Below are 18,331 nucleotides of genomic sequence, written 5' to 3' on the forward strand. Positions count from 1 at the left end.
GTCGTGTGTTCAGCGGTTGCCGTTGGCTTGCTTCATCAGGCGCAAGGCCTGGCTGTGCCAGGCCTCAAGCTCATCCATCGTCAGCGCGTCCAGCTCGCTGGGCGGCCAATGGAAGACGTAGGCCAGGTCGGCCATGACCTCGATCAGGTTGCCTGGGACACTCCGAAAAAATCCGACGCCAGCTCCCCGGCCTTGAAGATGTCGGCCGCGTCGAGCTGGTCGAAGGTGCTCGGCGGAATGCCGGCGCTGGCGCACACCAGGGCCGTGACGAATTCGCCGGTGCCCTTGTCCTTGGCGTTCAGCACCTTGCGCGCATCCGCGCCCTTCAGGCGCCTGAAGGTCAGCTCGGTGATGCGCTCCAGCACCTCGCCCGACTTGGTCTTCAGGTCGACCGGCACCAGCAGCGTGTAGTGCTGGTCCTGCTTCACATCGCCACTCATACGCCCATCTCCTGCGCCGGGTCGCCCGAGAACTTCAGCGCCACCTTGCCGCCGTCGCCGGCGCTGACCTCGATGGCCTCGGTCACGAAGGCGTTGCGCACGACGTAGGTCTGGCCGGTGTCGGCCTCGTAGGTGAGCGTGGCGTCGGTGATGTCGCGCAGCTGCGCCAGGCTCGTGCCGGGCGTCAGCGCGATCTCGCAGTCCAGCTCGGCCGGCTCGGTGGCCTCGCTGTAGCCGATCAGGCCGCGGTTGCCGACCACCGGGCTGCGCTTGTTGCCGCCCAGCTTGAGCTTGGGGCCGGGCAGCGTTTCCAGCAGGCCGCCGTTGACCTTGATCTGGGCACGTGAGTGCGTCATGGGCATGGTTCAGTCCTCCTTCTCGTCGGCCATCACGAACTGGCCGGCATTGACCTCGACGGCCACCTCCTGGCCCGGGGCCAGGGTGTGGCGGCGCTCCTGGTCGGTCACGGCGCCCGCCGTGACCACCAGCACCGCCAGGCGCTTGGGCGAGCCCTGCGGCTCGTTGTTGCGAATGGTCATCTGCATCGCTGTGCGCGTCCTTTAACAGGGGTTAAAACCGTTCACAGCCGGAACTGAACCTGCGCCGCGAACACGCGGAACTGGTTGATCACGTCGGGCGGGATGACGGCGTCGACGCGGTTGGGATCGGTGGCGCTGCGCTGCACCAGCAGGTCGCGCTTGAACTGCTCCAGGCCCTCGGCCAGGCCGGCGTCCATCCAGTCCATGAACAGGGCCACCAGCTCGGCGCGGATGATGTTGGGCGTGACGATGGCCTGGCCGGGGCCGAACTGCGTGCCGTCGGCCGCGAGCTTGTGGCGCGGGAACTTGGTGGCGATGCGGGCGCGCACCGTGAGGCGCAGATAGGCCAGCGTCCGCATGGTCTCGATGTCCAGGTAGGAGGCATCGTCGACGCCGTAGGCGTTGGTCTGGTAGGTGGTGATCAGCCGCTCGATGAGCACCAGGCCGCCGGCATCGACCACCGTGGTGGCGATGCCGTCGAACAGCGCCAGGTTGCGCTCGTCGCGCGTCCAGCGGTCGCCCGTGGCCGGCGGCATCAGGCCCGGCAGCGGCAGCGTCTGGCGCGGGCGGGCCGGGTCGGGCTCGTAGGCATCCACGGCCGCGGCCACGGCGGCCCACACGTAGGTGGGGGTCGGGCTCTTGCCGGCGCCCATGATGGTGAGGTGCGGGCTGTTGCGCGTGGCGCCCAGCGTGGTGGATGCGGCCAGCGTGCCGGCCACGGCGGTGAAGGCCTGGCCTTCCTTCTGCACCAGCGGCCCCCAGCGCAGGGCCAGCAGGGCCTCGACCTTGCCGAGGTTGGCGGCGTCGGTGAACGGCGTGACGATGGTGTTGAACTGCTCGTCGCCGATGGCCGTGATGGCGGCCTGCACATCCGGGTTGGCGGTGCCGCCGGTCATGCCGGTCACAGCCGTGGCCAGGCCCTTGGGCGTGCGCTCGCCGCTGTAGAAGTTGACGCGGATGTCGATGCCGTTGGGCACCTCGCCCTTGTGGCGGGCGCTGAGCGAGACGACGGTGCCCACGGCCGCGGCGGTGACGGGCAGCGTGGTGTCGGCGTTCACCGCGGCGGCGAGCGCCGTGGCCAGGCTGGCGGCCGTGGCGCCGCTGGCCACGCCGACCTGCACCAGCTGGCCGCCGATGTAGGTGTTGAGCGTGCCGGCCTCGGTGGGGGCGCCGCTGATCGTCACCGTGCCCGTCGCCGCGGCGCCGGCGCCGTTGTCGTCGAGCGCCACGGCCCAGCACTCGGTGTAGCTGTTGGCCGCCTTCAGCGCGGCCAGCATGGCCGTGAGCATGGCGCCGCGGCCGAAGGCGGCCTCGGCCTGGGCCGCGCTCAGGATGCGCGTGGGCACGCCGGCCGCCACGCCGCCGGTGCCGAGGCGCTGGCCGATCACCAGGATCTTGTGGCGCATGGCCGGCAGGCCCTGCAGCGCACGCGAGTTGTCGAACTCGATGTACTGGCCCGGCGTGCGGATGTTGATCGGGATGCTGTTGAAGCTGATGGACATGGGGTCTCCGGTCAGTCGTTGGTGCTGGAAGCGTTGCGCGGCGGGCGGGCGACGGGGGCAGGCGCAGGAGCGGCCGGGGCCACCATCACGTCGCCGTCGACCAGGCGGCGGCTCCAGTAGGTGTCCAGCGGCTTCTCGGCGCCCTCGGCCGGCAGCGGCTCGCGCGTGATGGGGTCGCGCACGGTCACGCCGGCGCGGGCGGGCAGGAGGCGGACGGTCTCGTCGTTCATCTCGGCTCTCAGGTGGTGGGAAGGGTCACGGTGTCCTGGGCGTCAGGGCGGCCGTTGGCGTAGTTGCCGGCCAGCCACTCGGTGTGCGTGGCCTGCGGCGCATGGGGCGGGATGTCCAGCTGGGCCGCGAAGGTGGCGAAGTCGCCCAGCGCGCCGTCGACGGCGACATCGAAGCCCATCGGCATGTTGAAGGCGCAGGCGTACACGGCCAGGCCCTGGCGCTCCACGGCGCCGGTGAACAGGTCTTGAATGCCCGACAGCTCCAGCGTGCCGACGCCGGGCACCGTGTGACCGTGCAGCAGCGGCACGATGAGGCGCGAGATCACCTCGTAGGCGCCGATGGCCTGCGCGTTGCCGCGCCGTCGGGCCTGCTCGCCGCTGGGGTGCGACGTGACCACGTAGACCAGCCAGCCGCTGTCGATGATGGCCCGCGTGGCGCCGCGGCGCGGCACCTGGCCACCGCTGAAACTGACCAGCACACAGGGCGCCAGCTCCAGCAGGCGGCGCAGCATGTCGTCGTCCCAGTCTCCCGGCAGATCCTGTACGCGCAGACGCGTGCCGGCCACGGCAGCCTTGAGCGTGTCGACCAGGTGCGACTCGACCGTGGAGATGATGTCGGTGTCGCTCATGGTGCGAAGTCCGACAGCGAGCCCGGCGTGAACACCGGCTGCGTGGTGAAGAACTGCGGGCCGTCGGCGGGCGGCGTGGCCTGGGCGGCCATGTCGAGGCCCAGCGAGAGCTTGCCGGTGGCGATGTCGTCGAGCAGCTTCAGCGCGGCCTTCTCGCGGTTGGCGATGGACTCTGGTACGCGGTCGGCGTAAAGCCTGGCGCGCAGCAGGTCGGCGGCGATGTTGCTCAGCAGGCGGGGCACCGTGGCCAGCGGCAGTGCGTAGCGCGGCAGCAGCTTGGCGTCGATCAGCGCCTCGATGTCGGCGATGGCGTCTTCCATCCGCACCGCGTTGATCGTGGTGGCCGTCGGGTCGGTGGGGTTGGTGAGCTGGATCAGCTCGCCCTGGCCGATGCGGTCGGCGAGCTGGCGGGTGCTGGTGTAGTGGCCCGATGGCCCGATCCACGGGCCGAACACCATCGTGAAGGTGGCCGAGCCGAACGCCAGGCCGCTGGGCAGGCCTTGCGGGGCGACGCCGAAGGGGATGTCGAAGCTGACGACCGGCAGGCCCACCGCGGCCGTGCTGGCCAGGCCCGTGGTGGCCACGGCAAAGGTGAACCCGAAACTGACCGTCGGCGTGCCCGATGTCGCCGCACCGGGCAGGCCGGCCGGCATGACGTTGAACGCGGCGCCAACCGAACCGACCGTGACGGTCGCCGTCGTGGCGCCCATGTCGGCGCCGTCGACATAGAGCCGGTAGCCGATGCTGTAGGTGCCGTCGGCGGTTCCCGCCGGGATCGTGAAGCTGCCGTCCTCATAGAAGAGCGCGCCGGCCGGCGCGCCCCCGGTGATGAGCGCGCGGAAGGCCTTGCCGTCGTCGGCAGCAGAGTCCCAGTCGTTGTAGAGCAGGCCGGGGCCGGAGCCGCCCGTGGCTGTGGCGGCCCGCATGGCGGCGCCGGTGATGCCGTGCCCTGCATAGGCCGAGCTGACCCAGCCGGCCACAAGAAGCTGCGCGGAGTCGCTACGCCAACTCATGTTGCCAGCGCATCAGCGATGCCGTACTGCCCGGTCGACTCAATCCACGCCACCTTGTAGCGTGTGCCGGTCGAGATGCCAGGGTCGCTCACCGTGAACACCCCTGACGCATTGACCGAGACGTTGCTCTTTGTCACCACGACCGATGTCAGGCCGGCGTTGAGGACGACGACTGCGGACAGCGTGCCGCCAAGGGCCTGGCTGCCGTTGTTTCGCAGCAGCGGCTGGCTGGTGATCGTCCCGGACGCAGAGGCCGTGTAGGTGAGGCTGGCAGGGTTGCCAAGGCCGCCGTTATTGGTGACGCTGACTGTTTTTGCGCCCGCACTGGCCGGCGTGTACGTGAAGGTGGCAGTCGGCGCGCCATTGCTGATGCTCATCGATGACGGCGTGAACGCGCCACCCGCGCCGCCGTCGCTCGGGGTCACGACCAAGGTGCCCGTGATTGGACCGTTGGCGCCCACGGTGAAATTTCCAGAAGGGGCGCCAGACAAACCCGAACTAGGTCCAGATAGTGTCACTGCGGTCGCGCTCAAAGCGCCTGCCGTATAGGTCAAGCTGGCAGGGTTTGTGAGGCCGCCGTTATTCGTGACGCTGATGGTCTTGGCGCCGGTCGAAGCGGCCGTGTAGGTGAACGTGGCAGTCGGCGTGCCGCTACTGATGCTGACGGTTGTTGGCGAGAAGCTGCCGCCTGCCCCGCCGTCGCTCGGGGTCACGATGACGGTTCCCGTGATGACGCCGTCAGCGCCCACGCTGAACGCCGTCGAGGGCGATCCAGAGGTTCCCGAGGCCGGGCCGGACAGGGTGACGGAAGTAGCAGGCGTGACGCGGGCAACAGGGTGCGCGATTGTGGACTGGGCCACCGCGCCCGAGGCGGTCAGTGTGCGGGCGCCACTCAAGGACGTGTAGCTACCCCCTGCCGAGTAGTCCTTGAGCGCCCAGCCATCAATCCAGCCGGTGATGGTCTCGGGCATCGCGCCACCTAGCAGCGAGGTCACATTCGCTGAAGTGAGTGCGCCTCCGTAGAAGTGAGCTTCGGCGAAATCGGTGCCATTCAGGAACGCAGTGAGCACAACCTGGTTATGGCTAACCATGTTGGCATTGGGCTGCGTATCAGTGTTAGTGGTGCCTGTCGCGTTCGTGTGGTAGATCGTCCGACTGCTGGCGCTCGTAAACACAAGCACAAACAATTGGTACGCTGTGGGGCTGATGTCCGGCGTGCCGGCAGCTGCGGCCGATACAGAACCCCAACTGGCTGTTGCGTCAATGGCGTACTTGGCGCCATTGGCAGCATATAAGCCACCAACGATATCCCCGGGGTTGGCACTGTTGACTTGCTGAATGAACAGCGTGTTGGCAGAGGGAGCTTGGCCACCGGCGTACACGACGATTGAGAAGGGGTAGCTGGTTTTGAGAGCGCTGCCGCAAGTGAGCTTGGCGCTGTTGCTAAGTCTGAGTCCCATTCGTCAGGCCCTCTTCAGGAAATTCAGGTCGTTGGCCTGGCTGCCTTGCAGCACAAAGCCGTTGAGCGAAGGCACCCACAGGAGCCGCTTGCAAAGCGTGCCGGAGCTGGTCGGCACGGCACCCCCCGGCGTGTAAGTCGCCATATCCCAAACGGCACCAGCGTTGGGCGTGACGACATAGAACGTATTCATCCGCCCGGGGTGGAGGAAGTAAAACTTGCCGTCCATCGGGCAGTACGCCATGCCGGCGTACTGCGGCGCGTCGGTCTGGAACTGTGTCAGGGCGGCGCTGGCGTTGAACGTGATGCTTCTGCTGTTCCCCGTGGTCGGGTCGAAGTCCACCGCACTGATCCCAGAGCCAAAGCCCTCGCCGTCTGCCCATTGCAGCGCGAAGATGCGATTGCGCACCGAGTCGTAGGCGGCCGGGTAGCGCAGCAGCGAGCCACTACCCGGCTTGCTCCATGTCAGCGATGTGACGTTGAAGCAGTACCCGGTCTGGGTCCAGATGTTGCCGGCGCCGTCTTGCGCCACGCCGTAGTCGCCGGCGAGAGTGATGTCCCGCCATGTGTTGCGTGGCAGGTACTGCCTCGACGAGAGGCTGAACAGGTCCATGCCCGGGCCGGTCGGGGTTCCGCCGCCCCATCCAAACCGACAGCCTGCGAGAAGCACGGCATCGAGGCTGGCGATGTAGTGGGTGTGGTGGTAGGTGTGACGCGAGGCTGGGGAGCCGTCTGCGTAGTGGGTGACATTCGCCTCCACGCCGTTCCACGATGACGCGCGCAACGTCGCCCATGCCGGTGCGTCGTCTGACAGCTTGAGTGACGCGGCGGCGTTGCTCGATCCGTTGCTATGCCCGCCGGCCGCCACAACGACCAGCGTGGCATCGCTCAGCCTGATCGTCATGTCAGAGTAGGCATTGGTGTTCAGGCCGGCACCTGGGCCGCTGGTGCCCGGAATCTGCCCCCACGATCCGATCGATAGGGTCGTCAGCCACGCCGGGCCAGCGAACCTGCCCGCGTAGATGCCGGCGCCGCTGGCGACGGTGTAGCTGTCGGCGCGCGGCGTGGCCATCAGAGCGAGAAGATCTTGTTGGGGCCGTTGTCCCAGGTGACCGTGCCACCGGTGGTTCCCGCCGGGATGGGCAGGCCCGTGGCCGTGTCGATGAAGTGCACCAGCGGTGACGTGGTTTCGTCGCCGGTGTCCACGTAGATCCACAGCGCCTCGATGGTCGGGGCCGAGGTGAGGCCGGAGAAGGCAGCATTGGCGGCGCCGAACACGCCGCCGGTGAAGGTCTTGCCGGTGAGCGTGACGGGCGCGCCGACGCGGGCGCCGGCCGGCACGCTGCTCAGGAACTGGTGGCTGGGCGAGTAGGTGTAGGCCGCCAGATGGACCAGCTGAGCCTTGACCGTGCCGGCCAGCGCAGCGGCCAGCATGGTCTCTTTGAACTTGGGTTGGAGGGCGTTCGACATTCGTTGTTGACCTCTGAAAGAGCCGGGGCTTCAGGCAACACCATCCCCCGCTGCGGAGCCCCGGCACGAGCCTCGCGGGTTGAGCCTGGCTTGCCTCCGGCAGCCGCCCCAGGCGGCGGCTGCCTTCAAAGGCCTCTGGGTTGGGTATCCAGTCAGGCCGCGGGCGCGGCCTTCGGCGTGACGACGCTGCCCAGCAGGGGCTCGGCGGCGGCGTCGGTCATCAGCACCTCGTCGCCGGGCGCGTAGTCGTCGCCGTCGAGGCGCAGCGGGATGAGCACGTCGTAGGGCTTGGTCTCGGCCTTCTCGGCGGCCGTCTTTTTGGTAGCCATCGCGCCCTCCTCAGTTCACAGCGTTCTGGAAGAAGTAGCCCAGGTCGCCCGCCGTGACGAGTTCCTTGACCGACTCGCCGGAGCGGACGCGCACACCGCCGCGGGCGCCGATGTCGGGGTCTTGGATCGTGCCGCCGATGCGCGGACCGTACTGGGCCGTCACGCCGAAGGTGACGCCCGCGCGGGTGTCGGCCTGCTTGTTGCGGCACAGGAAGGCCGCATGCTTGCCCCAGGCGCGGGTCATGCTGGCCTGCTGGCCGGGAGCCGCGGTGTTGATCCACGCGTCGCCGACGTACAGATCCTCCAGCTCCAGCAGATCGGCCAGCGCCTTCAGCGGCACGACGCCGGCGTCGGTGTTGTAGCCAAAGACCGCCTTACAGATCTTCGGGTGCGTGCGCAGCTTGGTGGCGGTGGCGCGACCGAGCACGCCGATGTTGGGGCGCATCAGCATGCCGTCGAAGCTCGTGAGGATCGCGGTCAGCGGGTCGGAGTTCGCGAAGTCGCTCCACTGGCTGGTGCCGGCAAGTGCCACCTTGTTGTTGGCGCCGTAGCTCGCGTTGTTGAACACCAGGTTGGCGGCGCGGTACTCGCGGCGGTTCAGGACCGACTGCATGACCAGCGCCGTGGCGCGCTCCAGCGGGTTGGCGGCGCTGACGAAGCCGGGGCCGGCCTCGTGCGCCCGCTCCCAGGCCACGATGTCGGCGTTGGGCACGGGGGTGTCCAGCGCCTGGTCCTGGACCTGGTCGGTCTTCTCGGCCGCGGCCCAGTCGATCTGGTTGGGTGCGCTCTTGCGGCCGACGGTGGTGTCGGGCGCCTGGAAGGCGTCAGCCGAGCCGTAGTTGAGGTAGCGGAAGACCTCGGTCGAGACGGGCACGCGCGGCAGCACCTGGTCGGCGATCAGGCCGCTCTGGCTGTAGGCCACGGCGATGGCCGCGAGCGAGGGAACGATGACGAAGGGATGGGCAGCCATTGGGTTGGGCTCCTGGGTCAGAGCACGCCGAGGGCGCGCAGGTAGGGAATCTCGTCGCCGGCCACGCCGCCGATCTCGGCGAAGCCGATGATCCGGTTGCCGGTCGTCGTCGTGGTGATGGCGGCGCCGTTGGCGTCGCTGGTGAGGGCGTCGCCGGCGGCGACGTTGCCGCCCAGCACGACGAAGGGAACGGGGCCGACGGCCAGGTCGACCTGCTCGCCGGCCACGTGGGCCAGCTCGTCGCTGGTGCCCAGCAGCTTGTCGGTGGGGCCGGCGGCCAGCACGGCGCTCTTCACGCCGGCGCCCGGCTTGATGATGCGGAAGCGGCCGATGCCGCCCTCGGCCGCGCGGCCACGGAAATCACTGTTGACGGGCATTCACTGCTCCTTGTTGTTGCGGGTGATGTGGGCCACGGCCACGTCGATGCCGATGTCGCGGCCGGCCTTGGCCTGCTCGGCCTGGTAGGCCACGGCGGCGTCGGCGATGGACTGGGGGTCCGCGAAGTCGACGGTGCTGTCGCCGGTGCGTGCGGCGCCGGCGTGCTCGCCGAAGTGCACGACCTTGGGCGCCTTGCGGGCCTGCTCCTGGAAGACCTCCAGCGCCGAACGCTCGGTGCGCTTGGTGGGGTCGCCCTCGGCGAACTCGACGACGGTGGCCTCGGACGGCAGGGCCTCCATGAAGGCCACCATGCGGGCCTTGTCGGCGGGCAGCCAGCGGCCCTCGCTGATCATGGTTTCGGCGAACTGCGTGATGGCCGCAGTGCGCGCGCTCTTCACGAGCGAGGCCTGCGCGTCCTCGCGCTGCTTGATGGACGCCTCGCGGGCGTCCAGCTCGGCGGCGCGCGCGGTCAGCGCGGCGGCCTGGTCGGTGGGGTTGGGCACTGCGGGGGCTCCTTCGGCAAAGCCGGTGGTGGTGGGGGAACTGGGTTCGTCGTCGTCCGGCTCGGGCGCAAGGGCCTCGCGCTGCAGGGCGTCGAGTTCGTAGCTGGGCAGTACGCGGTCGGCCTCCTCGACGCCGAAGCGGGCGATGAACCACTCGCGCAGCCGGCGGAAGATGCCGACCTCGATCTGGTCTTCCCACTCGCCGAACTCGACGACGCCGTCGTTGCTGGCGGCGTGCGCGGCCACGGCGCGCAGGCCCTTCACGGCGGGCGGCTGCGCGCCGAGCCAGCCCACATGCTTGAGGTACCAGACGCCCGGCTTGGGGTTGGCCTCGTGGTCGGGCGGGTAGAAGCAGGCGCTGCGCTTCGGGTAGCGGCCGGAGGTGACCAACTCGCCGAAGGCGGGCTCGACCTGGCTGCTCTGCGTGATGACGAGGCTGGCGCCGCCGTCGACGGCCTGCAGGCCCGCGACCCAGCCATAGGCGGGATCATCGGTGCGCGGATGGCCAACGACGTGGGGCGCCTCGTGCAGGGCCGGGTCATAGGCCTGGGCGCAGGCCACCACGTCGGCGGCGGTGATCTCGTAGACCTGGCCATTCATGGCGCGGCGCTTGCCGGGCCTGAAGATCTCGACCTGGTCGAGCGAAGCCGGGGCCTGTTGCTGCGGGGTGTTGGATGCGGTGCTCACGCTTCGCATCCTCTGCAGCCGGCCTGCAGGGGTCTTTTAACGGGTGTAAAAAAGACAAGGCCCCGGTCCTTGGTAGGAGCGGGGCCATTCGGCTGCGGCCTGCAATGCTAGTGGTTTTCGCGCCTTCCCAGGCGCCGAGCTACTTCATCAATGCGGCGCGGCAGTCGTCGCCGCTGGGCCTGCCCACCAAGAACTTCATGCCCTCACAGGTCACCACGACACGCTGGCCACGCTGAAACGCGGCGGCGGCATTGGCCTCTGAACGGTTGAGCGTCATGGGCGCGGGCAGGAACTCGTTGTTCGTGCGCAGGGCCAGCACCGGGGCGCCAAACATGTCCTTCTCGATGGCATGGATGACGCCGTCCAAACGCACGGGCCGGCCGGCGATACGGTGGTCGGTCGCCACCTCGTTGGCCTCGTAGTCTTCGATCAGTTGGCGCAGCGAGGTGACATACACCGCCTCGGCCGCTGCGGGCACGGGCGCCGCACCGGCTTGGGCCGCGCCCGGCAGCGGCGCCTTTTTGTCGGACGACATGACGGCCACCACGCCCAGCGCGATGAAGGCCAGCGCCAGCCCGCCCAGCACCATCAGCGCCCGTTTGAAGATATTCATCATCTTTTCCCCCTTCGGTTCGGCCCTTCAAGATGGCGTCGCGTCGGCCGGGCCATGCAAAGCCGACGAGGCATGTGGTTCGCCATGCCGACCGCCAGCCAGACGGCAACCAATCCCGCATCCACCATTCCCAGATGCTGGTGAGCCCATCAAGCGGCCCGCAAAGGCGTTGAAACGGGCCGTAGAGCGTTTCAGAGGCGAGCGACAGGGGCCAGGTAGCCGTCACAACCCCGAAAGGCTTGCAGACGGTCAACGAGTGTTGACCAATCAATGCCCCTTCGCCTCGGCTCGCCGACTGGCCGCCTGGGTCTGTAGATACACGTCGAGCATGGCGCGCACAAGCGCCTGATTGGGCTCAGCACCCACCGGCTGCGTGTTGTAGACGCCGCCAGCCACGACAGCCAAGCCATTGGTGTCCAGCTCGACGCCGCGCTCCGAAGCCTCTCGCTGGACGCTCTCGATCACCCGGGAGAGATGGGCGGCGTCCAAGGGTGGCGCGAAGCGGCCCCGCTTCGATTCGACCAGCTGGGTCACAGGACGGCCCACATCGCTGTCAATGCCAGGGCCATTCAAGACGAAGTCCACATTGACCTCGTCAGGCCGCTGTGCAGCCAGCACCTTGAGCTTGTCCACCGGAAACGAACCGCGCCGCTTCCTCTCGCTGAGCGCGGCGCGCGATAGCCCCAGGGCTGAGGCCACCTCCTGGTCCTCCTTGACGCCCAAGGCCTGCTTGAGACGGTCGAGCTGAAAAGAAAAAGAGTCCATACCTATTGAATCAATCAATATTTGTGCTGTACTATGCTCGTCATTCAACAAATGTTGGCAATCCTGCGCAGTGATTAGTACCAGGAGCAAGAGATATGAATTCTGACGCAAACAGGACCGGAATGGACAAGAACAAGCTCGCAAAAGTTCGGGATGGCTTTCGCCTGCATGGCGTATCCGTATCCGGCTGGGCCAAGGCCAACAACCTGAGCGCGCCGCTGGTCCATCGCATCCTGTCTGGCCGCGCCAAGTGCGTGCGCGGCGAATCCCACCGTGCGGCGGTGCTGCTCGGCCTCAAGGCCGGCAAGGCCGCCGACCCCTCCTCCTTCGATCCGAGCGCAGCACTTCGCTGAAGGGGTAGGTCATGGGAAAGACCTTCGACCCGGCCGATTCGCGCCAGGGGACGCCAGCCGCCGCGCTTGCGGCAGCCATTGATAAGTTCGTGGCCGAGCAAGGCCTGAACCGGGACTTGATCACTCGCGCTGTCGCCGCAGCCATCAACGGCCTGGCGCGCGATGCGGGTCGCATTGGCGGCGCAGAGATCGCTCGCGTCGCCGTCTGCCTGTATGACTTGGCGCACGCAGCGCCACAGACGCCCTTTGACGAGGTGGCGCGGATCGGACTCGACCTCTATTCCTCGGGGAGGCGCCTGTGAGCGCCGCCCGCGTCACCGCCGCGCAGCTGGCCGGCCTGCCCGACATGCCCGCCGACAAGAGCGGCGTGATCCGCCGCGCCACGGCTGCCGGCTGGACCTTCGACGAGGAGCCCGGCCGCGGCGGCAAGCGCCGGCTGTACCACGTGGACCAGCTGCCCGCCGCCACGCGGGCCGCGCTGGCCTGGCACCAGAACAAGGTGGTGGTGGCCGGCACCGTGCCGGACGCCGCCGCCAAGCGCGAGCAGCACCAGGCGGCGCAGGCCGGCCAGGTGGAGGGCGCGCGCCTGGCGCTGCGCGGCGGGCTGGAGAAGGCCGCCGCCGGTGCACGGCAACAGACCAGCCTGCGCCAGGCCGCCACGCTGGCCCCGGCCGCGCAGGCGCGCATGGACTCGCGCCTGGCCGTGGTGCGGGCCTTCGAGGCCTATGCCTCGGCCTGCGGGCTGCCGGTGCACCAGGCGCGCATTGCGTTCGCGCTCAGCTACAACGACGGCGGCATTGAGGTGCCCGAGCTGGTACGCACGGAAGTGCCCCGCACCAGCGACAGCTCTATCGAGCGCTGGCAGGCCGCGCTGCGCAAGGGCGGCATCACGGCGCTGGCCGGCGCCTACGGCAACCGGGCCGGCAGCGGCTGCATCGACACGCAGCCGGCGCTGCAGGAGTTCGTGAAGGCGATGCTGGTGCAACACCCGCACGCCCGCGCCGGCCAGGTGATGCAGGGCCTGCGCGCACGCTTCACCGGCCCCCATGCCGTGATGGCGCAGGGCCTGGAGCTGCCCAGCCTGCGCACGCTGGAGCGCTGGATCGGTGCCTGGCGCGAGGCCAATGCCGAGGTGCTGCTGGCGCTGACGAACCCGGACGCGTGGAAGAACCAGCGCATGGCGGCCTTCGGTTCGGCCAGCGACGGCATCACCGAGCTGAACCAGCTCTGGGAGCTGGACAGCACGCCGGGCGACCTGCTGCTGGCCGACGGCAAGCGCTACACCATCATCGGCGGCATCGACGTGGGCACGCGCTGGATGCGCCTGGTGGTGGCGCCCACCAGCAAGGCCACGGCCGTGGCGGCCCTGGTGCGCCGCATGCTGCTGGACATGGGCGTGCCGCGCCAGGTCAAGACCGACAACGGCGCCGACTACGCCAGCCTGCACATCCGCCGCGTGTTTGCCGCTTTGAGCGAGCCGGGCGAGGACATGCAGCAGTTCTGCCCGCCCTTCCAGCCCTGGCACAAGCCGCACATCGAGCGCGGGCTGGGCACGTTCAGCCACGACCTGGTGGAGCTGTGCGGCGGCTACATCGGACACAACGTGGCCGACCGCAGCGCCATCGAGGCGCGCAAGAGCTTTGCCGACCGCCTGATGACGCGCGGCGAGACGGTGGAGCTGCGCATGACGCCGGCCGACCTGCAGGCCTTTTGCGACCGCTGGAGCGACGACGTGTACATGCACAACCCGCACGCCGGCCTGGGCGGCAAGACGCCGTTCGAGGTGGCCGCGCGCGGCTGCGCCGAGCGCCGCGTGATCGACGACGAGCACACGCTGGACATTCTGCTGGCCGAGGCGCCGGGCAACGGCGGCCGGCGCACGGTGGGCAAGAAGGGCATCCGGCTGGACGACGCGCACTTCATCGCGCCGGAGCTGGAGGCCTGGGTGGGCCGCGAGGTGTTCGTGCGCTACGACGCCATCCACCACGACCTGGGCACCGTCTATGTGTTTGGTGGCGACGACATGGCCTTCATCTGCAAGGCCGAGGCGCCGGAGCGCACGGGCATGGACCGGCGCGAGGTGGCCATCAAGGCCAAGGCGATGCAGACGGCCCGCGTGCAGGCCGAGCGCAAGGCGCTCAAGGCCGCCGCGAAGAAGGTGGGCACCGACCAGATCGTGGACGAGATCCTGCGCCAGCGCGCGGCCGAGGCCGGCAAGCTGGCCACGCTGGCCCCGCGCCGGGCCAGCGCCCACGAGAGCGCCGGCGTGCAGGCCGCCGCCGCAGCGGCCCAGGCGGCCACCGCGCCCACGCGCAGCACCGCGGACATGGCCGACCTGGCCGCCGTGCAGCAGGCCCGCGCCCGCATCGAGGCCGAGGCCGTGCCCACCGGCAACGCCAACGACCTGGCCGCGCAGCGCACGGCCCGCGCCGGCGGCGTGACGACGCCCATCTTCGAGAGCCTGGCCCAGCGCGTGGACTGGCTGCTGCGCCAGGCCCGCGTGCGCGAGCTGGGCGCCGAAGAGGCGGACTGCCTGGCGCAGTTCAAGCGCGCCCAGCCGGCCAGCTACCGGCGCATTGCCGAGCTGATCGCCGAGCAGCTGGGCACAGAGCAAGAGAAAGCCCCCGACCGCGTGCAAGGCGGATCGGGGGCCGTGTAACCCGGCCGTGAAGGCCTTTCAAACGAGGTGAATCATGAAGAACAAGCTCGCGTTGGTCAAGAACGTGGCGGCCCTGCAGATGGCCTATGAGGCCCTGGAAGGGCGCGACCTGGGCATCCCGGGCATGGCCCTGGTGTATGGCGAGACGGGCGCCGGCAAGACGACCGGCATCACCTGGCTGGTGACCCGGCCAGGCTGGATTCGTTGTTCTCGGCGGTGCAGGGTTTGGACGACGCGCGTGGGTTGATCGCGCAGGGTGCGGCGGCGATTGCGAACCGGGTCTATGCCGGCCGGCTGGGCAACGGGCCGGCGTCGAGCGGCGATGGCTGGCGCTTTCGTGGGTCGGGCTATCTGCAGCTGACGGGCCGGTCGAACTACGACCAGATCGGCAGGCTGCTTGGACTCGACCTGGTCGGGCACCCGGAGTGGGTGCGCGACCCGGCCTCGGCGGCGCGCGTGGCGCTGCAGTTCTGGGACTCGCGCGGCTGCAACCAGCTGGCGGATGCCGACGACGTGCGCGGGATCACGCGGCTGATCAATGGGCCGGCGCTGGCAGGGCTGAACGAGCGGTTCGCGGCGACGGCGCGGGCGCGGGAGGTGTGGCGCACCTGAAAAAGACAGGGCGACCAGCCCAGGAGTTGCACCTCCCAGCCTGGCCGCCACTCCGCAGTGCATGCCTGCGAACTGACCAAGGCCCTGCCACCTCCCGGGAGGCGGGCGCGAGTAGAACATGGAGTTCGCATTGGCCCTTCCTTTGATCCCCTGGATGGGTGGCAAACGGCGCCTGGCCCGCCACCTTCTTCCCTTGCTCGCCGAGTGCGAGCACAGCTGCTACGTCGAGCCCTTCTGCGGCGCGGCTGCCTTGTTCTTTTTGAGAGAGCACCGGACCAAGGTGGAGGTGCTCAACGACATTCATGGGGAGCTGATCAACCTGTACCGGGTCGTGCAGCACCACCTCGACGAGTTCATGCGGCACTTCCGCTGGGCGCTGTCCAGCCGGCAGCTGTTCGAGTGGGCCAAGATGGCCGAGCCGCAGACGCTGACCGACATCCAGCGCGCGGCGCGGTTCTTCTACCTGCAGAAGCTGGCCTTCGGCGGCAAGGTGGTGGGCCAGACGTTTGGCACCGCGACGACGGCGCCGCCCCGCCTCAACCTTCTGCGGATGGAGGAGGACTTGAGCGAGGTGCATCTGCGGCTGAACGGGGTGTTCATCGAGCGGCGACCCTGGCATGAATGCGTGCGCCAGTACGACCGCCCGCACTCGCTGTTCTTCATGGACCCGCCCTACTGGAAGACCGCTGGCTACGGTGGCGACTTCAAGCTGCATGAGTACACGGCGGTGGCGGAGTTGATGCGGACTATGCAGGGGCGCGGCATCGTCACGGTGAACGACCACCCGGACATGCGCAAGGTCTTCGCCGGCCTGAAGATGAAGCGGGTGGGGATCACCTACACGATCGGCGACGCCAAGAAGCGCAAGCCGACCGGCGAGCTGATCATCCAGAGTTGGGGGAAGGGGCGAGCCCTTAAAACGGCCTAGGAGCGCGCCACGGCGGCGGCAGTGGCCAGGCCTTGGCGGGGGCGAGATCGCGTCGCCTGGGCCGTTCTGGAGGGCCGATTCGGCCCGCGGAAGTGTTGCGACGCGTCACAGTTCGGGGTTTTGGCCGCTCCAGGCCCCTCTATAGAGAGGGCGGCGGGTCTTTCGCAACGCTTGGCGCCACGCTTCGCAACACTTCCCGGCTCCGCCGCGCATGCCTGTCAGAATGGCGCTCAACCCGTATCCAAAGGGCGTTTACCGTCGTTTCGAGCCGCCGGGCCGGTTTTCCAGGCCCGCCATCTCCACCCCAAACCATGCGCCGCCCGAAGTGTTGCGACCCCGCCCCCTCAAACGCCCCCTGGCCCGCGCTAAGTTGTTGTGGTTCAAAGCCTTCCCGCCCTTTCCCACTTCTTCCCGCCCGTTCCCGGTTCTCCCCTAGACCATGTGGAACATCACAGCTTGGGAGCGGCCCGGCGCTCGGCCCGCTGGAAAGCGGCACCGCCAACGTCCACTGGGCCGCTGACATGGCCGAGACCTTGCTGATTTACGCGCTGCCTGTGTTCCTGCTCTGCATGGCCGCCGAATGGGCCTGGGGGCGCCGGCGCGGCCGCGACACCTATCGCCTGGCCGACACGCTGAACAGCCTCAGCCAGGGCCTGCTGAGCCAGGCCGTGGCCGCGCTCACGCCGCTGGCCCAGACCGGCCTCTACGCGGCCGTGCACGCCCGCCTGGCCCTGGTGTCGCCGACGCTCTGGCATGGCGCGCTGAGCTGGGGGCTGGCCGTGCTGATGTACGACTTCTGCGACTACTGGCTGCACCGCGTCAGCCACGAGAACTCGCTGTTCTGGGCCGCCCACGCGGTGCACCACCAGAGCGAGCATTTCAACCTCAGCACCGCGCTGCGCCAGGAGAGCCTCTACTCGGTGATGGGCGCGCCCTTCTTTCTGCCGATGGCGCTGCTGGGCGTGCCCACGGGCCAGTTCGCCGCGGCCGGCATGGCCGTGCTGCTCTACCAGTTCTGGATCCACACCGAGCACATCGGCCGGCTGGGCTGGCTGGACCGCATGTTCTCGACCCCGTCCAACCACCGCGTGCACCACGCGGTGAACCCCGGCTACCTGGATCGCAACTACGGCGCCATCCTGGTGCTGTGGGACCGGCTCTTCGGCAGCTTCACGCCCGAGGCCGAGCCCTGCATCTACGGCACCGTGAAGCCGCTGGCGAGCTGGAACCCGCTGTGGGCCGTGGGCCAGTCCTATGCCGAGCTGGGGCGGCGCATGCGCGCCACGCCGCGCCTGGCCGACAAGCTGCGCGTGATCGTCAAGCCGCCCGGCTGGATGCCACCCGGCGCCGCAGGGGCCGAGGTGCCGGCCGAGGCCCGCCTGGCCCAGCCGCGCTTCGACCCGCCCGCGCCGCGCTGGGCCCGGCGCGCCGCCGTGGGGCTCTTCCTGGCGCTGGCGGCCGGCTGCGGCGCCTGGCTGGCCTGGTCGGACGACCTCGGCCCGCTGGCCCACCTCGCCGCCGCCGCCGTGCTCGCCGCGGGGCTCTGGGGCGTCGGCGCGCTGCTGTCGCGTCCGGCTCGCGGGCCGGCAACGGACGGCGCATAAGCATCGCCGCTTTCCTTCGTTCCGCGCGCCAGCGCCCTTCCCTATCGTGCAGGCCAGTCAACACCGGCCTGCCATGCACATCACCAGCCTCTCCGCCAGCCCCAGCGAACGCTCCCGCTCCACGTGGCTCACGCAGTTCGCGCTGACGCGCCTGGAAGGCCGCGGCGCCCGGCACGACGAGATCCTCGTGCGCCAGCTGCCCGCCGCCGCGCTGCTCGCGGCCGACGCCCGGCAGCCCGCCATCGCCGCCGCCGTGCGCGCCGTCGAGCTGGCCGACCTCGTCATCGTCGGCACGCCCATCTACAAGGCCGCCTACAGCGGCCTGCTCAAGGTCTTCCTGGACCTGCTGCCGCCCGACGCGCTACGCGACAAGCTCGTGCTGCCGCTGGCCACCGGCGGCAGCCCCGCCCATTTCCTGGCGCTGGACTACGCCCTCAAGCCGGTGCTGTCGGCCCTGGGCGCGCGCCACGTGCTGGACGGCGTGTTCGCCACCGACGCTCAATTGCGGCGCCTTGATCTCGAAGCTGGGGCCGGCGGCTTCGTGCCCGAGGCCGACCTGGTCGCGCGCCTGGACCGCGCGCTCGCGCCGCTGGCTTCGCTGGCGCCGCGAATGCGGGCCCGGCCCGAGCCCGCGCTCAGCTGTTGACG

The 18,331-nt window shown here is 69.3% G+C and carries 25 protein-coding genes; 8 read left to right on the plus strand and 17 right to left on the minus strand.

Going from position 1 to position 18,331, the window contains the following annotated elements; translation table 11 throughout:
- Nucleotides 1–9: 9 nt before the first annotated feature.
- The 17 genes from NYP07_RS02545 to NYP07_RS02625 all read right to left on the minus strand — a co-directional run bounded on the left by NYP07_RS02545 (nucleotide 10) and on the right by NYP07_RS02625 (nucleotide 11,527).
- Nucleotides 10–135 carry a GpE family phage tail protein gene (locus NYP07_RS02545; protein WP_268147085.1) on the minus strand — a complete coding sequence of 42 codons (126 nt, stop codon included), beginning with the start codon at nucleotides 133–135 and terminating at the stop codon, nucleotides 10–12.
- 8 nt (nucleotides 136–143) lie between these two features.
- Nucleotides 144–440 (minus strand): phage tail assembly protein, encoded by a 297-nt coding sequence (locus tag NYP07_RS02550; protein WP_268147087.1) that lies wholly within the window; start codon nucleotides 438–440, stop codon nucleotides 144–146.
- A complete protein-coding gene (locus tag NYP07_RS02555; RefSeq protein ID WP_268147089.1) occupies nucleotides 437–802 on the minus strand; it encodes a phage tail tube protein in 366 nt (121 codons plus the stop codon). Before NYP07_RS02555 ends, NYP07_RS02550 begins: the two co-directional genes overlap by 4 nt.
- A gap of 3 nt (nucleotides 803–805) precedes the next feature.
- Nucleotides 806–985: a hypothetical protein gene (locus tag NYP07_RS02560; RefSeq protein ID WP_268147091.1), complete on the minus strand. Its 180-nt coding sequence runs from the start codon at nucleotides 983–985 to the stop codon at nucleotides 806–808.
- 35 nt (nucleotides 986–1,020) lie between these two features.
- Nucleotides 1,021–2,481 (minus strand): phage tail sheath subtilisin-like domain-containing protein, encoded by a 1,461-nt coding sequence (locus NYP07_RS02565; protein WP_268147093.1) that lies wholly within the window; start codon nucleotides 2,479–2,481, stop codon nucleotides 1,021–1,023.
- Nucleotides 2,482–2,492: 11 nt separating this feature from the next.
- Complete coding sequence (locus NYP07_RS02570; protein WP_268147095.1) at nucleotides 2,493–2,711, minus strand: DUF2635 domain-containing protein; 219 nt, start codon at nucleotides 2,709–2,711, stop codon at nucleotides 2,493–2,495.
- A gap of 8 nt (nucleotides 2,712–2,719) precedes the next feature.
- Nucleotides 2,720–3,340: a phage protein Gp37 gene (locus NYP07_RS02575; protein WP_268147097.1), complete on the minus strand. Its 621-nt coding sequence runs from the start codon at nucleotides 3,338–3,340 to the stop codon at nucleotides 2,720–2,722.
- Nucleotides 3,337–4,353: a gp436 family protein gene (locus NYP07_RS02580; protein ID WP_268147099.1), complete on the minus strand. Its 1,017-nt coding sequence runs from the start codon at nucleotides 4,351–4,353 to the stop codon at nucleotides 3,337–3,339. The genes NYP07_RS02575 and NYP07_RS02580 overlap by 4 nt, the downstream gene beginning before the upstream one ends.
- On the minus strand, nucleotides 4,350–5,813 hold the full coding sequence (locus NYP07_RS02585; RefSeq protein WP_268147101.1) for a hypothetical protein: 1,464 nt from the start codon (nucleotides 5,811–5,813) through the stop codon (nucleotides 4,350–4,352). Before NYP07_RS02585 ends, NYP07_RS02580 begins: the two co-directional genes overlap by 4 nt.
- 3 nt (nucleotides 5,814–5,816) lie before the next feature.
- Nucleotides 5,817–6,884 (minus strand): hypothetical protein, encoded by a 1,068-nt coding sequence (locus tag NYP07_RS02590; RefSeq protein WP_268147103.1) that lies wholly within the window; start codon nucleotides 6,882–6,884, stop codon nucleotides 5,817–5,819.
- A complete protein-coding gene (locus NYP07_RS02595; RefSeq protein ID WP_268147104.1) occupies nucleotides 6,884–7,282 on the minus strand; it encodes a hypothetical protein in 399 nt (132 codons plus the stop codon). The genes NYP07_RS02590 and NYP07_RS02595 overlap by 1 nt, the downstream gene beginning before the upstream one ends.
- A 152-nt stretch (nucleotides 7,283–7,434) precedes the next feature.
- Nucleotides 7,435–7,611, minus strand: a complete 177-nt coding sequence (locus NYP07_RS02600) for a hypothetical protein (protein WP_268147106.1) — start codon at nucleotides 7,609–7,611, stop codon at nucleotides 7,435–7,437.
- 10 nt (nucleotides 7,612–7,621) lie between these two features.
- The gene (locus NYP07_RS02605) at nucleotides 7,622–8,581 is read right to left on the minus strand and encodes a hypothetical protein (RefSeq protein ID WP_268147108.1); all 960 of its coding nucleotides are present in this window, start codon (nucleotides 8,579–8,581) and stop codon (nucleotides 7,622–7,624) included.
- Nucleotides 8,582–8,598: 17 nt separating this feature from the next.
- Nucleotides 8,599–8,958, minus strand: a complete 360-nt coding sequence (locus tag NYP07_RS02610) for a capsid cement protein (protein ID WP_268147110.1) — start codon at nucleotides 8,956–8,958, stop codon at nucleotides 8,599–8,601.
- Nucleotides 8,959–10,149 (minus strand): hypothetical protein, encoded by a 1,191-nt coding sequence (locus NYP07_RS02615; protein ID WP_268147112.1) that lies wholly within the window; start codon nucleotides 10,147–10,149, stop codon nucleotides 8,959–8,961.
- Between the two features lie 139 nt (nucleotides 10,150–10,288).
- Complete coding sequence (locus tag NYP07_RS02620) at nucleotides 10,289–10,762, minus strand: OB-fold protein (RefSeq protein ID WP_268147114.1); 474 nt, start codon at nucleotides 10,760–10,762, stop codon at nucleotides 10,289–10,291.
- A 267-nt stretch (nucleotides 10,763–11,029) separates the two neighbouring features.
- A complete protein-coding gene (locus NYP07_RS02625; protein ID WP_268147117.1) occupies nucleotides 11,030–11,527 on the minus strand; it encodes a helix-turn-helix domain-containing protein in 498 nt (165 codons plus the stop codon).
- Nucleotides 11,528–11,649: 122 nt separating this feature from the next.
- Here NYP07_RS02625 and NYP07_RS02630 point away from each other — a divergent pair, with 122 nt between their 5' ends.
- From NYP07_RS02630 to ssuE, 8 genes are all read left to right on the plus strand, one after another.
- The gene (locus NYP07_RS02630; protein WP_268147119.1) at nucleotides 11,650–11,880 is read left to right on the plus strand and encodes a helix-turn-helix domain-containing protein; all 231 of its coding nucleotides are present in this window, start codon (nucleotides 11,650–11,652) and stop codon (nucleotides 11,878–11,880) included.
- A gap of 11 nt (nucleotides 11,881–11,891) precedes the next feature.
- Entirely contained in the window at nucleotides 11,892–12,182 is a 291-nt protein-coding gene (locus NYP07_RS02635; RefSeq protein ID WP_268147120.1) for a hypothetical protein, read from the plus strand.
- Complete coding sequence (locus NYP07_RS02640) at nucleotides 12,179–14,539, plus strand: Mu transposase C-terminal domain-containing protein (RefSeq protein ID WP_268147122.1); 2,361 nt, start codon at nucleotides 12,179–12,181, stop codon at nucleotides 14,537–14,539. The genes NYP07_RS02635 and NYP07_RS02640 overlap by 4 nt, the downstream gene beginning before the upstream one ends.
- Before the next feature lie 34 nt (nucleotides 14,540–14,573).
- Complete coding sequence (locus NYP07_RS02645; RefSeq protein WP_268147124.1) at nucleotides 14,574–14,786, plus strand: hypothetical protein; 213 nt, start codon at nucleotides 14,574–14,576, stop codon at nucleotides 14,784–14,786.
- Complete coding sequence (locus tag NYP07_RS02650) at nucleotides 14,765–15,151, plus strand: glycoside hydrolase family 19 protein (protein WP_268147126.1); 387 nt, start codon at nucleotides 14,765–14,767, stop codon at nucleotides 15,149–15,151. The genes NYP07_RS02645 and NYP07_RS02650 overlap by 22 nt, the downstream gene beginning before the upstream one ends.
- A gap of 130 nt (nucleotides 15,152–15,281) precedes the next feature.
- Nucleotides 15,282–16,079, plus strand: a complete 798-nt coding sequence (locus NYP07_RS02655) for a DNA adenine methylase (protein ID WP_268147558.1) — start codon at nucleotides 15,282–15,284, stop codon at nucleotides 16,077–16,079.
- Nucleotides 16,080–16,600: 521 nt separating this feature from the next.
- Complete coding sequence (locus NYP07_RS02660; protein ID WP_268147128.1) at nucleotides 16,601–17,683, plus strand: sterol desaturase family protein; 1,083 nt, start codon at nucleotides 16,601–16,603, stop codon at nucleotides 17,681–17,683.
- Nucleotides 17,684–17,756: 73 nt separating this feature from the next.
- The gene (ssuE, locus tag NYP07_RS02665; protein ID WP_268147131.1) at nucleotides 17,757–18,329 is read left to right on the plus strand and encodes an NADPH-dependent FMN reductase; all 573 of its coding nucleotides are present in this window, start codon (nucleotides 17,757–17,759) and stop codon (nucleotides 18,327–18,329) included.
- The last annotated feature ends 2 nt before the right edge of the window (nucleotides 18,330–18,331 follow it).

It is taken from the genome of Pelomonas aquatica, assembly GCF_026712205.1.
Classification (GTDB): Bacteria; Pseudomonadota; Gammaproteobacteria; order Burkholderiales; family Burkholderiaceae_C; genus Pelomonas; species Pelomonas aquatica.

Coding starts and splice junctions, on each gene's coding strand:
- NYP07_RS02545 (WP_268147085.1), bottom strand. CDS start 135: ATGGCCGACCTGGCCTACGTCTTCCATTGGCCGCCCAGCGAGCTGGAC.
- NYP07_RS02550 (WP_268147087.1), bottom strand. CDS start 440: ATGAGTGGCGATGTGAAGCAGGACCAGCACTACACGCTGCTGGTGCCG.
- NYP07_RS02555 (WP_268147089.1), bottom strand. CDS start 802: ATGCCCATGACGCACTCACGTGCCCAGATCAAGGTCAACGGCGGCCTG.
- NYP07_RS02560 (WP_268147091.1), bottom strand. CDS start 985: ATGCAGATGACCATTCGCAACAACGAGCCGCAGGGCTCGCCCAAGCGC.
- NYP07_RS02565 (WP_268147093.1), bottom strand. CDS start 2,481: ATGTCCATCAGCTTCAACAGCATCCCGATCAACATCCGCACGCCGGGC.
- NYP07_RS02570 (WP_268147095.1), bottom strand. CDS start 2,711: ATGAACGACGAGACCGTCCGCCTCCTGCCCGCCCGCGCCGGCGTGACC.
- NYP07_RS02575 (WP_268147097.1), bottom strand. CDS start 3,340: ATGAGCGACACCGACATCATCTCCACGGTCGAGTCGCACCTGGTCGAC.
- NYP07_RS02580 (WP_268147099.1), bottom strand. CDS start 4,353: ATGAGTTGGCGTAGCGACTCCGCGCAGCTTCTTGTGGCCGGCTGGGTC.
- NYP07_RS02585 (WP_268147101.1), bottom strand. CDS start 5,813: ATGGGACTCAGACTTAGCAACAGCGCCAAGCTCACTTGCGGCAGCGCT.
- NYP07_RS02590 (WP_268147103.1), bottom strand. CDS start 6,884: ATGGCCACGCCGCGCGCCGACAGCTACACCGTCGCCAGCGGCGCCGGC.
- NYP07_RS02595 (WP_268147104.1), bottom strand. CDS start 7,282: ATGTCGAACGCCCTCCAACCCAAGTTCAAAGAGACCATGCTGGCCGCT.
- NYP07_RS02600 (WP_268147106.1), bottom strand. CDS start 7,611: ATGGCTACCAAAAAGACGGCCGCCGAGAAGGCCGAGACCAAGCCCTAC.
- NYP07_RS02605 (WP_268147108.1), bottom strand. CDS start 8,581: ATGGCTGCCCATCCCTTCGTCATCGTTCCCTCGCTCGCGGCCATCGCC.
- NYP07_RS02610 (WP_268147110.1), bottom strand. CDS start 8,958: ATGCCCGTCAACAGTGATTTCCGTGGCCGCGCGGCCGAGGGCGGCATC.
- NYP07_RS02620 (WP_268147114.1), bottom strand. CDS start 10,762: ATGAATATCTTCAAACGGGCGCTGATGGTGCTGGGCGGGCTGGCGCTG.
- NYP07_RS02625 (WP_268147117.1), bottom strand. CDS start 11,527: ATGGACTCTTTTTCTTTTCAGCTCGACCGTCTCAAGCAGGCCTTGGGC.
- NYP07_RS02630 (WP_268147119.1), top strand. CDS start 11,650: ATGGACAAGAACAAGCTCGCAAAAGTTCGGGATGGCTTTCGCCTGCAT.
- NYP07_RS02635 (WP_268147120.1), top strand. CDS start 11,892: ATGGGAAAGACCTTCGACCCGGCCGATTCGCGCCAGGGGACGCCAGCC.
- NYP07_RS02645 (WP_268147124.1), top strand. CDS start 14,574: ATGAAGAACAAGCTCGCGTTGGTCAAGAACGTGGCGGCCCTGCAGATG.
- NYP07_RS02660 (WP_268147128.1), top strand. CDS start 16,601: ATGGCCGAGACCTTGCTGATTTACGCGCTGCCTGTGTTCCTGCTCTGC.
- ssuE (WP_268147131.1), top strand. CDS start 17,757: ATGCACATCACCAGCCTCTCCGCCAGCCCCAGCGAACGCTCCCGCTCC.